Below are 16,210 nucleotides of genomic sequence, written 5' to 3' on the forward strand. Positions count from 1 at the left end.
GGCAGGGGCTAGGTGGCAGTTAGGAACGTTCCCAAAGTGCCGGCAGAAAAGGAACGTCCCCAACTGCCGACCCTCTAAGTTGCGGTGAAATAGGGACTAAATACGCCTTCTAGCAGCAAATACAATCCCTATTTCACCGCAAGTTAGGAGTGGGCGCGGGCGTTGATGGCGAAGGAAATGTCGCGCTCGAGGGCTAGGGCCTGCTCGCGTTCGAGGTCCTGGGTGAGGATTGCCAGCACGTAAGGGCGCTCGGCGTAGACGATTGCGGCATCGTGCTGAGCATTCGCCAGGCTGCCCGTTTTGTGCGCGACCAAAACGCCGCCGGGAACGCCTTCGACAATACCGCGCGCGTCTTCCTGCGCCAGCAGATATCCGCGTGCTCGCTCGCACAGCTCGGGCGTCGCGATTGTCCCCGCCGCCAGCCGCTGCAACACGGCCGCAGCATCACGGGCGCTCGTATAGTTCTCGCGACCTTGTGCCTGGGCCTCGGTGTCCATCATCAGACGAGCGAGCACGGTCTGGGTCAGCCCCAATGCGGCACACGTTTCGTTGACCGTATCCATGCCAAGCCTGCCGATAACAAGGTTCGCTGCCACGTTATCGCTCTGGGCGATCATAGCGTGCAGCAGCTCGTCAATACTGTACGACACACCCGCGCCGCGCGACTGAATGTTGCCGCTGCCACCCACGATATCCTGTTGCGTTACCGTTATCTGTTCGTCGAGGGACAGCTCGCCCGCCGTCACGGTCTCGAGCGCACAAGCGAGAATGGGAAGCTTGATGATGCTTGCCGCCACACGTCGCGCGTCCGGCGCCACAGCGACTTCACCATCGAGCGACGCGAACGTTTGTGGATCAAGCGCCACAGCATAGACCGAGGTAGACCCACTATACGGCTCGGCAAGGGCTTCGATATCTTGCTGAAGGCCGGCAATCCAAGAGGTCTGGGAGACAGCTTCCGTCTTTTGAGCGGACGGATGATTCGCTTTTTGTTTGGCAGGGACAGCGGAGCCCTCAGCCTCGTTGCGGCGCGCGGCACAACCGCCGAGACTCATCACCGAGGCAAGCGCTCCGGTCAACATCCCGGCACAAAACACTCGACGCGAGCAATCGCGCGCAGCGAAGGGCGCATCCCCCGGCGGGAACCGGAACGCCTCCACGTTGTCGCCGCCACCCCGACCTTGCTCGCCGCAGTACACAGACTCACTCCCCACCATCGCATTCTACCGAGCCGTCGATAAACGGCCGCGCCGGACACCCAGCACGCCGCACTCATTGTGACGCATGCGACAGGGCTTGCGCGACATGACCATCCTCACATAACCAGTTGGGTCGGCGCGGCCCAACCGCACCTGAACCACCTTATAATCTAGCCAACACATCGAATGGAAGGAACCATCATGCCCCGGTTTTGTACCCATTGCGGCAAGCTTCTGAAAGACGACGAGCGTTTTTGCACCAGCTGCGGAACGCCGGTAACCGATGATGGCCAGGCCTCTCAGTCGCAAGAGAATGCGCAGGCAGCCGAACATGTCGCCGCGTCCGATGCCGCCTTCGACACCGCCGCGACCACGGTTCAGTCTGCGCAGCAGCCCGCGGCGACTCAGTCCCAGCAGGCGGACGTGACCGTGCAGTCCGCTCATCAGCCCGCGCCCGCTCCCCAGCCCGAAGTTGGCACGACGCAGCAATGGGCGGCGCCAGCCGGCTCCGCGCCGCAGCAGCCCATACCGACCGCCGCTCCGCAGGCCGGCGCCCCCGCTGCTCCCAAAAACAACAACGCCCTGCTCATCGGCATCATCGCCGCGCTAATCGTCGTGATTATCGCGCTCGTCGTGTTCTTTATGATCAAGCCTTTCGACAAGGGCGCCGATGATACCAAGGGCACGACGATCGAGAAGGTCAAGATCGACCACGATAACGACGATGCGTCCGTCAAGGGCGACCCCAACAAGCTTGACGATGATGATGACGATGACGTCCACGATGCCGCCACCATCAGCGAGCAGAACGTCTACGACCAGCTGAGCTCCTACTACAGCAGGCTCTCCGATCTTGATCAGCAGGTTCGCGACTGCGCCACCACGTTTAACACGTATTACCTTAAGGATGACCGAAGCTCGCGTCAGTCGGCCAGCGATGCCGCCGAGGCGCTCGAGGATCAGATCGACGACCTCAAGGACGAGGTCGAGGACCTGGACGTTCCCATCGACTCGCAGAACTACAGCTCGTGGAAAGACATCATCGCGCTCTACGACGACCTGGAGAATCGCATTGACGTCATTTGCGATGCCTGGGAGATCAGCCTTGAGTACTCCAGCCCCGCCAACCACAAGGACGAGATCGTGGCACCGCTGGCGCGCGACAACGTAGCGGGCACCAACGACAACAAATACCGTCTGGACTTTGAGGACCGCTACCCCGGCGCCGCACCCGTCGAGGTGAAGTAATCCCAACAACTGATCAAAACTTGCGGTGAAATAGGGATTAATTAGGCCTTTTGCCAGCAAAAACAGTCCCTATTTCACCGCAACTTAGAAGTGGGGCCGGGCGCGCATTTGCATTTGCGCGCCCGGCCCCGCCGTGTCTATATGTGCTCGGATATGTGCTCGGTTACTTGTCGGCAGCGGTCTTTTTGGTAGTCGACTTCTTGGCCGTCGTCTTTTTTGCCGCCGTGGCCTTCTTTGCCGCCGTCGTCTTTTTGGCCGCGGTCGTCTTCTTCGCCGTGCTCGCCTTGGTTGTGGTCTTGCGGCCGCGGGCGGGCTTCTTCTCCTTGGTCGGGCAGTCCATGTTCACGCAGATGCGCCACGGACCGCGCGCCGTGTTGACCACCACGATGGGGGCGCCGCACTCGGGGCAGGTCTCGCCCGTCGCCTCGAGCTTACCGCGCGCCGGCAGAGGATAGCTCACGCCGCAGTCATCGTAGTTGGTGCAGCGGATAAAGCGCTTGCCGCTCTTCTCGCTCTTGTGCGCGATCAGGTCGCCATGGCGTCCGGCCTCGGCGCACACCTTGCACTCGCCCACCTTAAGGTCAGGCTCGTAGTTGGTGGGGCACGTGGGGTTCACGCAAATCTCGAAGGCCTTCTGGCGGAACGGCTGGCACTTAATGCGCGGCGCGCCGCACTCGGGGCACACGGCCGCCTCGCCCTCGAGCGGGCTCACCTTGACGCCGCTCGGCACCGGATAGGTCACATCGCAGTCGGGCCAGCCCATGCAGCCGATAAAGCTGCCGCGGGTCTTGGCGCTCGTCTTCATAACCAGGTCCTTGCCGCACTTGGGGCAAGCGCCCACGCGCGCATCGGCCGTGACGGCGTCGCTGATGGCGTCGCCCAGTTCCTGCGTATGTTTGAGCAGCTCGTCGAGCACGCCGGCCAGCAGCGCGCGCGAGTGCGTCACGACATGTTCTTCGGTGTCCTCGCCGCGCTCCACGCGGGTCATGTCGCCGTCGAGCTCGCTGGTCATATCGGGGCTCGTGATGCGCGGGGCAAACTGCGACAGTGCATCGATAATGGCGATGCCCAGCTGGCTCGGCTCCACGGGATCATTTTTGAGATAGCGCACGGCGTACAGACGCTCGATGATGCTCGCGCGCGTGGACTTGGTACCCAGGCCGCGCTTTTCCATCTCCTGAACGAGCTTGCCCTGGCTATAGCGCGCGGGCGGCTCGGTCTGCTTGGCCTCGAGCTTAATGTCGAACACGTCGACCGTATCGCCCTGCTCCAGCGGCGGCATCTGCTCGTCGCGCTTAAGGCCGTACGGATAGGCCTCGCGGAAGCCAGGGGTCACGAGCACGTCGCCCGAGGCCACGAACGGCTCGCCGTTGACGTCGAGCTCGAGCTTGGTGTTCTCGATGGTCGCGGGACCCATAAGCGTTGCCAGGAAGCGACGGGCGATGAGATCGTAGAGCTTGCGCTGACCGCCATCGAGCGTGGACGGATCGCCCTCGCCCGTGGGATAGATAGGCGGGTGGTCGGTGGTCTCGACCTTGCCGCGCGTGGGCTTCATGGGACCGGCGAGCACCTTTTTGCACACGGGCGCCAGCGCCGGGTTGATCTTTGCCAGGTCGCTCACCACGGCGCCCAGATCGAGCGTCGCAGGGTACACGGTATTGTCGACACGCGGGTAGCTGATGAGACCGGCCATGTAGAGGGACTCGGCGATGCGCATCGTACGCGCAGGCGAGATACCCTCGGCCGCGGCGGCAGCCTGCAGCGAGGTCGTCGCAAACGGCGTGGGCGGCTGTTGCTTGCGCGAGCGCTTGGTCACCGCGGCAACGGTCGCCGTCGCGACGCCGTCGACATGGCCGTACGCCGTCTCGGCAGCATCCTTGTCGGTAAAACGCGCCGTCTTGTGCGCGATCTTAAAGCGGTCGTCCTCGGCAGCGCCCTGCGCGGCACCCATGCCGCGAATCTGCCAATAGTCCTCGGGCACAAACGCCATGCGCTCGCGCTCGCGCTCAACCACCAGGGCGAGCGTCGGCGTCTGCACGCGGCCGGCAGAGCGCACGTTACCAAAGCCACCGAACTTGGCGAGCGTCAGATAGCGCGTGAGCACCGCGCCCCAGATGAGGTCGATGTGCTGACGGCTCTCGCCGGCGTCGGCCAGATTCTGGTCGAGCGTGACGAGGTTATCGAAGGCCTGCGTGATCTCGGCCTTGGTAAACGAAGAGTACTGGGCGCGGGCGACCGGCAAGTCCGGCGCAACCTCGCGCACCTTGTTGAGAGCATCCGAGCCAATCAGCTCGCCCTCGCGGTCGAAGTCCGTGGCGATGATGACGCTGTCAGACTTCTTGGCAAGGTTCTTGAGCGAGCGAATGAGCTCCTTCTCGGCCGGTAGCTTAATGACGGGCGCCCAGGTGAGGTAAGGCAGGCTCTCGAGTTTCCAGCCCTTGATTGAGATGCCATCGGCAAGAAACGGCTTGCGCTTGGTGTCGTAGGGCGGACGCGCCAGGCCATCGGGCATGTCGGCCGGCAGCATCTCGCCGTCCTCGGTGACCGAATACCAGCCCAGCTTTTTATCGAACAGCACGCTGTCGCAAAAATCGGGCGCAAGGATGTGACCGGCAAGACCGATCGTCACGCACTCCTCGCCCTTCCACTCAAAACGGTAGATGGCGGTGTTGTACACCTTGTCCTTTTTGGGCTTGCCCGTGGACAGCCGCTCGGCGATCTGACGCGCGGCGTCGTTTTTCTCGGCGATGATGAGCTTCAAAAGAGGCTCCTATCTCGTATCTCTGCGGCTACGCCCGCCCGTATGGCGGCCGACTTACGCCCTTGCTTGCTCAATCTGCCCGATGAGCCAATCACACCAGGCATCCATGCCCTCGCCCTTGCGCGCGCTCACGGCAAACCGCGGCGACTGCGGATTGAGGTCATCGAGTGTCTTAGTATACCTATCCATGTCAAAATCGAAAGCCGGAGCCACGTCGACCTTGTTGAGCAGCTGCGCGCCGGCGTGTTGGAAGATGCCCGGGTACTTGATGGGCTTGTCGTCGCCCTCGGGCACCGAGAGGATCATGATGGACAGGTTCTCGCCCAGGTCAAAGTCGACCGGGCAGACCAAATTGCCCACGTTTTCGATAAAGATGACGTCAATATTTTCCAGACCCACAGCCTGATCGAAGGCGTCGACGGCCTCCATAATCATGTTGCCCTCGAGGTGGCACAGGCCGCCCGTGTTGATCTGGATGGCGGGCATGCCGGCTTCCTTCATGGTGATGGCATCGACGTCCGAGGCGATATCGCCCTCGATGACGGCGCAACGCAGGCCCGCCTTGTCGCGCAGGCGCTCGTTGGTGCCCAGAATCGTAGTGGTCTTGCCCGAGCCAGGGCTCGACAGCACATTGATCACATAGGTGCCCGTCTCTTTAAATCGCTGACGCAGCTGATCTGCCAGGCGCTCATTGCGCGACAGAATCGGCGACGCGATATCAATCGTTTTCTCGGCCATATTCGGCACTCCTTAACTTCTAACCATTTATACCCCGTCCCCAGGTGGCTGGCGGGCTAATCGTCGGGGGTTTCGATTTCTATACTGGCGATGTCGAGCTCGCGGCCGTGCAGTAGGCGCACGTTGGCACCACCACACTGGGGACAGCGACAGTGGAAGCGATCGTGGTCGAAAACCTCGCCGCAGTCCAGACACTCGCTTTGTGGATGGACTTCCTCCACGGCAAGCTCGCAGCCGCGCGTGAGCGGATCCTCGTCGCGAAACGTCTCCCACGCAAAGTCGAGCGCCTCGCGCACCACCTCGGTCATATCCCCGATACGCAGCGTTACCAAAACGGCGCGCGAGGCCCCCGCCCCACGCGCCGCGCGAATCACTGTATCGAGTATGCCGTTGACAATGCCAACCTCGTGCATACCGATTTACTCCTCGTCATCCTCATCGTCCGAGAACAGGTCCAGACGGCTCACAAACAAGCCCTCCTTGCCCTCGCGCGCAGTAATGACCACGCGGGCGATGGCAAGGGAAATTTCGTAGAGCGAGAGCAGGGCGCCATACATGAGGCCCAGCGTAACGGGCGAGCCGTCGGGCGTAATCACAGCCGAGCCCACAAGCAGGCCAACGTATACGTAACGCCAGGCGCCGCGGAAGGCCGCGTAGGACACGATATGGAAAACGGACAGGTAAAAGATGATGAGCGGCAGCTCAAACGCCACACCAAAGCCGATCATAAAGAGCAGCTCCATGTTGACGTAATTCTCCAGGTCGGGCAGCGCCGTAGCGACGGCCGAGGTCTCGCCGATGAGCCACTCAAAGCCCGCAGGAATGATGATGAAGTAGCAAAAGATGGCACCCAGGAAGAACAGCACCGTCGAGGCGAGCACCGTGGGCACGACCCATTTGCGCTCGTTGGGGCGAAGCGCCGGCAGGAAAAACGCCAGAATCTGCCAGATGATCATGGGCGTGCACATGACCACGGCCATCTTGATGGCAAGCGAGAATCGCAAGCCAAAGCCGCCGAGCGTGGTGGTGATGTAGAACTTACCGTCCGGCACAAACGAGCGGATGGGGTCTTCCAAAATGTCGAGCACAACAGGTGTGGCGAAATACAGCACGATGGCTGCGGCAAACACCGAGACGACCACGATGGTCAGGCGGCGACGGAGCTCTCCCAGGTGATCGAAGAGCGGCATGCGCGCAGGTCCGATAGGCATTACTCATCGCCTCCCTTCGGGGCGTCGGCGGCAGCGGCCTCGTCCTCGGCCTCGAGTTCGCGGGCGAGCTGGTCGACGACGGCTTTGCGCTTGCGGGGACGACGGGCGTAGAGGTCGGCCGTCGTGGGCTCTGCCGGCTCCGGCTCGGGCTCCGGCTCTGCAGCAGGTTCGGGCTCGGCGGCGGCAGCGGCAGGCTCGGCCTCGGCGGGCTCGGCACCCTCGGCCTCATCAGCAGCACCTTCGCCCTCAGCAGCACCCTCGCTTGCAGCCTTCTCGGCAGCAAGACGGGCACGGCGCTCGGCAAAGGTCTCCTTCTTGGCAGGCGCAGCCGTCTCGGCGGCATCCTCGTCCGCATCGGAATCGTCATCGACGGCAGCCTTCTTGGGCTTAACCGGGGCCGAGGCGGCCTCGCTTACCGGGTCGATGATCTCGGACTGAACAACGGCCGTCATCTTTTCCTGCGTCTCGCGGAACTGACGGATGGCACGGCCGATCGTGCGGCCCATCTGCGGGAGCTTATCCGGGCCAAACAGCAAAAAGCCGAAGACCACGATGATCGCGAGCTCACCCTCTCCAATACCAAACACACATACCTCCAAGGCTCGATGTGAGTCGAGCCCGCACCGCGCCATTCGGCCGGAACTCGTCTATTCATTCGGTCAAGTATAGCGCCCGGACGCCAAAACGTCCGAGCGCATCACAAACATATGCCAAACGGCACGCCCTTTTGGGGACAAAGATTATGCAGCGGTGATCGAAATCTCCTGGTCGACACCCAACAGCTGAACTACGCGCATCACCGGGGGCTGCACATTGGTACAGCTAAAGCGCTTGCCGTGGTCGACCGCGTGGTGCGCGGCTCCCACGAGCACGCCAATGCCCGTCGAATCGATGTAGCTCACCTGGGCAAAATCGAGCTCAACGGCCTCAGTGGGCTGCTCGAGCGCCAGGTCGATGGCGTTGCGCAGGCTATCGGCGTTAGAGATATCGATCTCGCCGGTTACCTTAATGGTGTAGAGCTCTGGCGTGGGGTTGGTGGTAATACCCAAATCCATGTATACGCTCCTTTACGTATCGAAAGTGCGGATAGTACGGGAAGCCGCGCGTTAGGCGCGCTCGGCACGCGCAAGCTCGGCAGCGACAAGCTTCACAGCCAGCACCAGCACGTCGAGCGCGGCCTCCAGGTCCTCGACCGTGGGATAGCTCGGCGCGATGCGGATGTTGGTGTCGCGCGGATCCTTGCCATAAGGCCAGGTAGCACCGGCCGGCGTGAGCTTGACGCCCAGGTCGGCGCAGAGCGCGGCGACCTTCTGGGCCGAGCCCTCGGGACCATCGAAGCTCACAAAGTAGCCGCCGCGGGGGTGCGTCCAGGTGGCGCAGCCCGTATCGCCCAAGCCCTCGGTGAGCTTGCGCTCGACGGCCTCAAAGCGCGGACGCAAGAACTCGGCATGCTTTTTCATGTGCTCCTTGACCGCCTCGATGGTGGGAAGGAAGCGCACGTGACGCAGCTGGTTGAGCTTGTCGGCGCTGATGAGGCCGGCCTTCAGGCACTTGGAGAACTCGGCGATGACCGCGGGGCTCGCACCGATAAAGCCGATGCCGGCGCCCGGGAAGGTGATCTTGGACGTCGAGGCAAAGGCCACCACGCGGTCCTCGGTGCCCGCCGCGCGAGCGAGGTCAAAGATGTTTGCGAGCTCGTCGGTCTCGTCGTACAGGTCGTGCACGCAGTAGGCGTTGTCCCAGAAGATGCGGAAATCGGGCGCGGCCGTGGGCATCTCGACCAAGCGGCGCACAGTGTCCTCGCTAAAGGTGATGCCCGTGGGGTTGGAATACTTGGGCACGCACCAGATGCCCTTGATGGAATCGTCGGCGGCAACCAGGCGCTCGACCTCGTCCATGTCGGGGCCGTTGTCGGTCATCGCGACGGGGACGTTCTCGATGCCCAAGTCGGCGGTGATGCCAAAGTGGCGATCGTAGCCGGGAACGGGGCACAGGAACTTGACCTTCTTGCCGTCATGCGCGGCCTCGTAGGTGTCCCAGGGCTCGCTGCCGCACGAGCCGCAGCGCCAGAACATGCCGGCGATGTCATGCTCGATCAAAAGGCTCGACGAGCCCAGCACGAGCGTCTGCTCGGCAGGGCAACCCAGAAACTCCCCCGCCAGCTTGCGCGCCGAGGGAATGCCCTCAAAGCAGCCGTAGTTGGAGCAGTCGACGTTGCCGTCGTGCAGGTCGGCGTCGGCATTGAGGATATCGAGCATGGGTCGAGAGATGTCCACCTGAGAGGGCGACGGCTTGCCGCGGGCCATATCGAGCGCCAGGCCCTTGGCCTTGACCTCGGCGACCTCGGCTTTGAGCGCCTCGATGGCGGCGTCGAGTTCGGTGGTTTCCATCTTCTGGTAGATCGTCTGCATGGGTGCGACCTTTCGCGAAGCGGTACGTTGCAGTTCGTCTAAGTATAGACCGCCACCGCCGCAACGTTATGAAGCCGTGATAGATTAAGTCCATCGCAATAAATTACGAATCGCCGCGCATGCCGGCGTGGGGCGCCCAAGGAGGCACTATGGAGTATGGATCGTTCCAGGCCGAGGAATTCGGCGACCTGCAGCGCCTGGTCGACGGACTGTTTTACGACCGCCACGCCATCGACCGTTTGGATCTGATCGTACAGGCCGAAATCTTGGACCTGGCGCCCGACCTCATGGAAATAGTCAACCTGCTACCGCCCGGCTATTACGACCGCCAGTCACTTTGCGACCAGCTCAACTCCGCCTTGGCCGCCCACGGCTGGGGCGCCGTCTACGGCACGGTGGAATAAACCTCGTCATTTAAGAACGTCCCCAATGACTAAAACGCCGCCTGTGATGGTGTTCACAGGCGGCGTTTTCAAACTTGTATGTGCTCTTACTCGCCCTTGGGCGCGGGGTGTTTGCAGACCACGCTCATGTAAATCATGCCGAGCACGGCAGCGGTGACCGAACCGGCAAGAATGGCAGCCTTGGCAGCCAGAACCTCAAACTGGGCCGTCGGGAAGGCGAGACCGCTGATGAGAATCGACATGGTAAAGCCGATACCGCCCAGAATGCCCACGCCGGCAATCATGTGCCAGTTGACATTGTGCGGCAGCTCGCAGGCCTTGAGCTTGACCAAGGCGAACGTCATGCCAAAGATGCCGATCGGCTTGCCCAGCAGCATGCCAAAGTACACGCCGAGCGTCACCGGGTCGGTGAGCAGCGTGCTCATGTCCACGCCCACCAGGCGAACCTGTGCGTTGACGAACGCGAAGATCGGCAGAATCACAAAGTTGACCGGCGTGGAGATCAGACGCTCCATGCGGATGAGCGGCGGGGTCACGCGGTGCATGACGCGCTCGACCTTGGTGGTCGAGACGGTAAAGTCATGCTGGCCCAGGATGTGTGCCTCGTCGTCATAGCGGTCGTCGAGCAGCGGCAGGCACTCGCCCAACCAATCGGTGAGGCTATCGAGCTTAACGCCGCACTTGGCCGGGATGGTAAAGGCCAAGATGACGCCAGCAAGCGTGGCATGTACGCCACTCTTGAACATGCAGAACCACAACAGCAGACCCAGTACCGAATACGGGGCAAGGCGGTAATGTTGCGTCTTGTTGAGCCACACGAGCGCGCAGGTCACAAGCGCGGCGGCGCCCAACCAAAACGGATTGGGGCTCTGGCCGTAAAAGATGGCGATGGCGGCGATGGAGATGAGGTCGTCGGCGATGGCGAGCGTCGAGAAGAACACGCGCACGCCGTTGGGCACGCGATTGCCCAAAAGCGACAGCACGCCCAGTGCGAAGGCAATATCGGTTGCCATGGGGATGGCCCAACCGTTGTGGGCGCCGGCATGGTTAAAGATCAGGTAGATGCAGGCGGGAACGACGACGCCGCCCACGGCCGCCAGCATGGGAAGCATGGCCTGACGCGGATTCTTGAGCTCGCCGACCGTCATCTCGTACTTAAGCTCAATGCCCACCAGCAAAAAGAAAATCGCCATGAGGAAGTCGTTGACGAAAAGCTCAACGGTGAGACCGGCCGTAAGGTTGCCCAGACCCACATACAGCGGGGTCTCCAAAAAGTGATGGATGACCTCGTAGGCATCGGTGTTGGCGCAAACGACGGCGGCGATGGCGGCGAAGACCATGACGGCGGCGGAAATCGTGCCGTTCTCGGCGATGCGCTCCCAAATGTCGTGGCGCTCAAAACGCTTGCGCTCACGAACGTTGAACAGCTGCTCGGGTGCTGCCATGGGCGGCTCCTTTCACGGGAAGGCTCCCGTCTTAAAAAAGCACGGCCCGCCCAAGTGGCGGCGCCGCGCTCTAACGTATTACGCTTGCATCTAGCCTACCCTGCACGACAAGCACGCAGGCGTGGCCGAAAAGCGGAACCACAGGTTGAACATTATTTGCTCAACGGCGCGGGCACGCCTGTCCAAGAGACGACGCGGCGCCGCGCACAAAAAACGACCGGAGCGCGGGGCGTCCGCGATCCGGTCGTGGCATTTGGTCAACTAAACCTAGCAGGCGGCCATGATGGGGGCAGCGACCTGCTTCTTACGGGAGAGGACGCCCGGCATCCAGACGCCGTCGTGCTCGTCGGCAATGCCCAGGCCCTTCTGAGCAGCCTCGGTCTCGCCCTCGAGCAGGACCTGCGAGCCCTCCTCCATGATGTCAGTGATGCACAGGACAATGCCGTCAGCGCCCTTCTCGGCGGCGTAGGCGCGCATGGCCTCGCGAATCTCGTCGATCATACCGAGCGCACGGCTCTTGTCGACGGTCTCGTACTGGCCGATGAGCAGCTTCTTGCCAGCGGGCTCGAACATCTTGATGTCGTTGCCGACCATCTCGGATGCGGTGAAGGAGCCGGACGGACGGGTGAGGAAGACCTCCATGCCAAACTTGACCGGGTCGACGCCCACCTGCTCGCCGAGCTTGGCGGCGACGGCACGGTCGACATCGGTGGTGGTGGGGCTCTTGAGCATGAGCGTATCGGTCATCATGGCCGAGAGCAGCAGCTTGGCCTGGACGTCGGAAAGCTCAACGCCGAGCACGCCGGCGAGCTTGGTGACGATGGTGCAGCTGGAGCCCCAGGGCAGGCAGATGTAGTGCAGCGGGCCGGCGGTCTCGAAGTCGCCGATGCGGTGATGATCGACGACGCCAAAGACCGTGGCGTCCTTAAGGCCGGCGACGGACTGGGCTGACTCGTTGTGGTCGGTGAGGACGACGAGCTGACCGGCCTCGACGGACTCAATCACGCGGGGCTCGGCGATGCCGGCGTCGGCAAGCAGCTTGGCGGACTCGGCCGGAAGCTGACCAAGGGCGCAGGCCTCGTAGGTGTTGCCGGCATACTCAACCTGGTTGAGCAGCTGGGACAGGACGACGGCGCTCATGATGGCGTCGTTATCGGGGTTCTGGTGACCAAAGACAAGAACGTTTGCCATGGATATCCTCCACTTGATATGTGTACTTGGACGTAGCTATGGTAGCACGCCGATGCCGAGCCTTCGCAGACGGAAGGGCCACGGCATATTTTGGGGCAGGCATGGGGGCCAAGGCTGTCCCTTTTGCACCATGTTGGTGCAAAGTAACCTGACCCCTTTGCACCAGCTATTTACCGGCGGCGCGCAGGGCTACGTAGGCGGCACCGATGATGCCGGCGTCGTTTCCGAGCGAAGCGACCTTGATGGGCGTCTCGCGCGAGGCAGAAAGCGCGTACTGCTTAAAGTGCTCGCGGACTTTGTCGAGGTAGACATCGGCCGAAGCGGACGCGCCGCCGCCAATCAGGAACATCTCGGGGTCGACCACGTTGGCAATGAGCGCCAGGGCGCGGCCGAGATAGTCGGCCATGGTATCGGCCGCGGCCAGCGCGAGCTTGTCGCCCTCGCGGCAGGCCTGGAACACGTCCTTGGAATCGGAGGGGCCGGTGAGCTCGATGGGCTCGACACCCGCCTTCTTGCACTCGGCAAGGTAGTTGCTCACCACGCCGGTGGCGCTGGAATACTGCTCCAGGTGGCCATGGCCGCCGCAGCCGCAGACGCGCTCCTCAGCCGGGTTCAGGCACATGTGGCCAATCTCGCCGCCGGCGCCCACAACGCCCGACACCACGTCGCCGTTAACGATAACGCCGCCGCCCACGCCGGTACCAATGGTGACCATCACCACGTTCTGCACGCCCTTGGCGGAACCGAGCCAAGCCTCGCCCATGGCGGCGGCGTTGGCATCGTTCTCGTACTTAACAACCGCGTCGGGGCAGTGCTCCTGAATGGCGACTCTTAGCTCGGGCAGGTTAATGGCAATGTTGGCCTTGACCTTGGCATCGCCCGATGCCGGGATGGGGCACGGAACGGCCAGGCCAATACCCGCCACAAAGGCGCGCGGAATCTGGGCCTTGGCGACCACCTGGTCGATAGCCTCGGTCACCGCGGCAAAGCCCGCGGCGTCAACGATGGGCGGCGTGGGCACGCTGGCCTTGGCCAGCAGGTTGCCGTCCTCGTCGAACAGGCCCTCCTTAACCGAAGTGCCGCCGACGTCGATGCCGATGTAATACTGCTTAGGTTCCATGGGAGCCCACCTTTCTCGTTTAAACATTGCCTGTATGGTACCGCTCCCAAGGCAAAAACCTACCAAAAAGGGACAGGTTTGTTTTGGCAGGTTTTATCTGGGAAAACGCAAATGGCTGCTCAACAGGCCGCGCAAGACCATCCCCAAAAATAAAGGCGCCGGGAGGCGGAGACTCCCGGCGCCCGTCAAAGGGACCATGTTGTCTGTTGGACCGCACGGTCCTTCGCGGCGATAACGCCGACTAGGCCTTAAGTGCCTGCAGCTGCTTGTGGATTTCGATGAGCTCCGTCGCCATGACGCGCATGGTCTCGGTGCCGGCCATCTGGTCCTCGGCATGCAGCAGAATCAACGGGGCCTCGCCGTTACGCTCGCCGTTGGCCTCTTTCTTCAGAAGCCCCATGTGAACATCGTGGCCACCGTTATAGGCCTCGTCGCCCTGCTTGATAAGCTCCTCGGCGGCGTCAAAATCGCCCTCCTTGGCCTTTTGCACGGCATTGATGTACATGCTCTTGGCGGTACCGACGTAGCTGATAATCTCAAAGCAGGTCATCTGCAGTTCGTTCATATCCTCCATGCGGAGCACCTAGCCCATCACGCTGACGCAGTGGTCGATGATGCCGGCAGCGTTCATGCGGCCGTAGTCGACCATGTTGATGACCTCGACCGGGAAACGACCGGCGGCCTCCTTCTCAAAATCGCCCTTGGTATAGCCGATCTGCGGACCAAGCAGCAACATGTCGCACTCGTCCAGGTGATCGTGGGCCTCGTTCATGGGACGAGCCTCGACCTCAATATCCAGACCACGGTTTGCAACCTCGGCCTGCATCTTCTGGACCAGCAGGCTCGTGGACATACCGGCATTGCAGCAGAGCATGATCTTCTTCATGGTTTCCTCCTTATAACTGCGCGGCGCGCAGACGACAACTGGTTTTATTCCTTGCGGCTATTGTGCCCTCTTTCTGCGCCCTTACGCAGAAGAGAGATGCGGGCACTGGCACCACGTACCGGTGCCCGCAAAGGTGAAAGGGACGAACGTTAGGCGTTCTACTCGGCAAGAGCCTCCTGCTTGGCGATTGCCTTCTCGGAAATCTTCATAAAGGGCAGGTAGACGGCCATGCCAATGACAATCTCGAGAGCCTGCCACACGCCGGCGCGCCAGTCAAAGCCCGTAGCGAGCAGGGCATTGATGACGGGAGGCATGGTCCAGGGCACCTGGGCGATGCAGGGGCTGATGATGCCTGCGCAGGTAAGGCCATAGGTGATGCCGATGAACAGGTCGGGAAGAAGAACGAACGGGATCATGAGCGGCAGGTTGTACACGATGGGGTAACCGTAGATAACCGGCTCGTTGATGTTGAACAGACCAGGCAGGATAGCCATCTTGGAAACGGTCTCGGAAGCCTTGTTCTTGGAGAACAGGAGCGTGTCGAGCAGAAGCATGAGGGTGCAGCCCGAGCCGCCGATGAGGGCGAAGCTGTTAACGATCTGCATGTTCATGTAGTGATCGGGCTGGATGGTGCCACCGGCGGCAAAGGTAGCCATGTTGTCGACGATGAGCATGGTCAGGATCGGCTCGACGGTAGCGCCAGAGATGGTGGACTGGTGAATACCGACGCAGAACAGCAGGTTAGCAAGGGTGTAGATGAGGATAACAGCCCACGGACCGGCGTTCATGATGTTCTTGAGCGGGTTGGAGATGCACGTGGAGATGATGGCGCACAGATCGGTGCCGGCGCACACGGCGAGCAGGGCTGCGGCAAGAGCGAAGATTGCGAGGTTGAGCAGCATCGGGATCATGACGTTGAAGGAGTTGGAGACCGCGGGGGGCACACCCTCGCCCAGCTTAACCTTGAGCTTCTCGACGCCAGAAATCTTGATGAAGAGCGAGACGGAGAGCAGAGCGATGATAATGGCCGAGAACAGACCGTTGGTGCCGGTGTTGGCAGTCGAAAGGGCGCCCGTGACCTCAGCGGAGGTGATCTTGTCGGTGAGCAGCGGGCTCGTGGCGGCAAGCGAGGCGGTGATCTGCTGCGGCATCATGATGACGAAGGCAGAGATGGCGACGACCACGCAAGCGAGCGGGTTATCGAAACGCTTGTTCTTGGCGAGGCTGTAGCCAATCAATCCGGCCAAGATAATGGCAGAGACGTTGAGGGTGCCCAGCGTAATTGCCGAGCCCCACGTCTGAAGGTTGGCAAGGCCCGCCGCGTCGAGCGGGAACAGAGGGAACACGACGTTGTTAATAAGAACCGCGATACCCGCAAGGATATAGAGCGGCGTGATGGTCGCGAAGGCGTCACGCAAGGAACGCAGGTGAACCTGGTTTCCCACCTTCGCAGAGACCTCGGCAAACTTGTCGAGGAAGCTCTTTCCGTTGTCACTGGCCATGATTGCTCCTAACTTTCAAATCCGGCCTTTTCCTATGCGCACGGTGGTCTGTCGCCCTCTGCCACCAGATGTGCCATGTGTTGCGCGCGGCGGC

Annotated in this window: 16 protein-coding genes; 2 read left to right on the plus strand and 14 right to left on the minus strand. The window is 61.8% G+C overall.

Translation table 11 applies throughout. The features are described 5' to 3' along the window. Positions 1-143: 143 nt before the first annotated feature. Positions 144-1,055, minus strand: a complete 912-nt coding sequence (locus ACEXKH_RS04555) for a serine hydrolase (protein ID WP_373573235.1) — start codon at positions 1,053-1,055, stop codon at positions 144-146. 345 nt (positions 1,056-1,400) lie between these two features. On the opposite strand from ACEXKH_RS04555, the gene ACEXKH_RS04560 reads away from it, so the two are divergent. Next, positions 1,401-2,447: a zinc-ribbon domain-containing protein gene (locus ACEXKH_RS04560; protein WP_373573236.1), complete on the plus strand. Its 1,047-nt coding sequence runs from the start codon at positions 1,401-1,403 to the stop codon at positions 2,445-2,447. Positions 2,448-2,610: 163 nt separating this feature from the next. On the opposite strand, the gene ACEXKH_RS04565 is transcribed toward ACEXKH_RS04560, so the two are convergent. The 7 genes from ACEXKH_RS04565 to ACEXKH_RS04595 all read right to left on the minus strand — a co-directional run bounded on the left by ACEXKH_RS04565 (position 2,611) and on the right by ACEXKH_RS04595 (position 9,568). Continuing rightward, positions 2,611-5,208 carry a DNA topoisomerase I gene (locus tag ACEXKH_RS04565; RefSeq protein WP_373573237.1) on the minus strand — a complete coding sequence of 866 codons (2,598 nt, stop codon included), beginning with the start codon at positions 5,206-5,208 and terminating at the stop codon, positions 2,611-2,613. Positions 5,209-5,262: 54 nt separating this feature from the next. Continuing rightward, on the minus strand, positions 5,263-5,946 hold the full coding sequence (gene hypB, locus ACEXKH_RS04570) for a hydrogenase nickel incorporation protein HypB (protein ID WP_373573238.1): 684 nt from the start codon (positions 5,944-5,946) through the stop codon (positions 5,263-5,265). Positions 5,947-6,002: 56 nt separating this feature from the next. After that, entirely contained in the window at positions 6,003-6,359 is a 357-nt protein-coding gene (hypA, locus tag ACEXKH_RS04575; RefSeq protein WP_022093859.1) for a hydrogenase maturation nickel metallochaperone HypA, read from the minus strand. A 6-nt stretch (positions 6,360-6,365) separates the two neighbouring features. Continuing rightward, the gene (tatC, locus tag ACEXKH_RS04580; protein ID WP_022093860.1) at positions 6,366-7,157 is read right to left on the minus strand and encodes a twin-arginine translocase subunit TatC; all 792 of its coding nucleotides are present in this window, start codon (positions 7,155-7,157) and stop codon (positions 6,366-6,368) included. Continuing rightward, positions 7,157-7,744, minus strand: coding sequence for a twin-arginine translocase TatA/TatE family subunit (locus ACEXKH_RS04585; RefSeq protein WP_373573239.1), 588 nt, complete (start codon positions 7,742-7,744; stop codon positions 7,157-7,159). Before ACEXKH_RS04585 ends, tatC begins: the two co-directional genes overlap by 1 nt. A gap of 153 nt (positions 7,745-7,897) precedes the next feature. Continuing rightward, positions 7,898-8,212, minus strand: coding sequence for an STAS domain-containing protein (locus ACEXKH_RS04590; RefSeq protein WP_373573240.1), 315 nt, complete (start codon positions 8,210-8,212; stop codon positions 7,898-7,900). Positions 8,213-8,263: 51 nt separating this feature from the next. Further along, positions 8,264-9,568, minus strand: a complete 1,305-nt coding sequence (locus ACEXKH_RS04595; protein WP_373573241.1) for an aminotransferase class I/II-fold pyridoxal phosphate-dependent enzyme — start codon at positions 9,566-9,568, stop codon at positions 8,264-8,266. A 149-nt stretch (positions 9,569-9,717) separates the two neighbouring features. On the opposite strand from ACEXKH_RS04595, the gene ACEXKH_RS04600 reads away from it, so the two are divergent. After that, on the plus strand, positions 9,718-9,972 hold the full coding sequence (locus ACEXKH_RS04600) for a hypothetical protein (protein ID WP_022093864.1): 255 nt from the start codon (positions 9,718-9,720) through the stop codon (positions 9,970-9,972). Between the two features lie 86 nt (positions 9,973-10,058). Here ACEXKH_RS04600 and nhaA read toward each other — a convergent pair whose 3' ends face one another. The 6 genes from nhaA to ACEXKH_RS04630 form a co-directional block, all read right to left on the minus strand. Then, positions 10,059-11,417: a Na+/H+ antiporter NhaA gene (nhaA, locus tag ACEXKH_RS04605; protein ID WP_373573242.1), complete on the minus strand. Its 1,359-nt coding sequence runs from the start codon at positions 11,415-11,417 to the stop codon at positions 10,059-10,061. A 267-nt stretch (positions 11,418-11,684) separates the two neighbouring features. Further along, the gene (locus tag ACEXKH_RS04610; protein ID WP_373573243.1) at positions 11,685-12,608 is read right to left on the minus strand and encodes a manganese-dependent inorganic pyrophosphatase; all 924 of its coding nucleotides are present in this window, start codon (positions 12,606-12,608) and stop codon (positions 11,685-11,687) included. Between the two features lie 166 nt (positions 12,609-12,774). Next, positions 12,775-13,728, minus strand: coding sequence for an ROK family protein (locus tag ACEXKH_RS04615; RefSeq protein ID WP_373573244.1), 954 nt, complete (start codon positions 13,726-13,728; stop codon positions 12,775-12,777). Between the two features lie 241 nt (positions 13,729-13,969). Further along, positions 13,970-14,302 carry a PTS lactose/cellobiose transporter subunit IIA gene (locus tag ACEXKH_RS04620; protein WP_199411192.1) on the minus strand — a complete coding sequence of 111 codons (333 nt, stop codon included), beginning with the start codon at positions 14,300-14,302 and terminating at the stop codon, positions 13,970-13,972. A gap of 9 nt (positions 14,303-14,311) precedes the next feature. Continuing rightward, positions 14,312-14,614: a PTS sugar transporter subunit IIB gene (locus tag ACEXKH_RS04625; RefSeq protein WP_035137700.1), complete on the minus strand. Its 303-nt coding sequence runs from the start codon at positions 14,612-14,614 to the stop codon at positions 14,312-14,314. A 158-nt stretch (positions 14,615-14,772) separates the two neighbouring features. Next, positions 14,773-16,116, minus strand: coding sequence for a PTS sugar transporter subunit IIC (locus tag ACEXKH_RS04630; protein WP_055285540.1), 1,344 nt, complete (start codon positions 16,114-16,116; stop codon positions 14,773-14,775). Between the last annotated feature and the right edge of the window lie 94 nt (positions 16,117-16,210).

It is taken from the genome of Collinsella aerofaciens ATCC 25986, from assembly GCF_964259375.1.
Lineage (GTDB): Bacteria > Actinomycetota > Coriobacteriia > Coriobacteriales > Coriobacteriaceae > Collinsella > Collinsella aerofaciens_BO.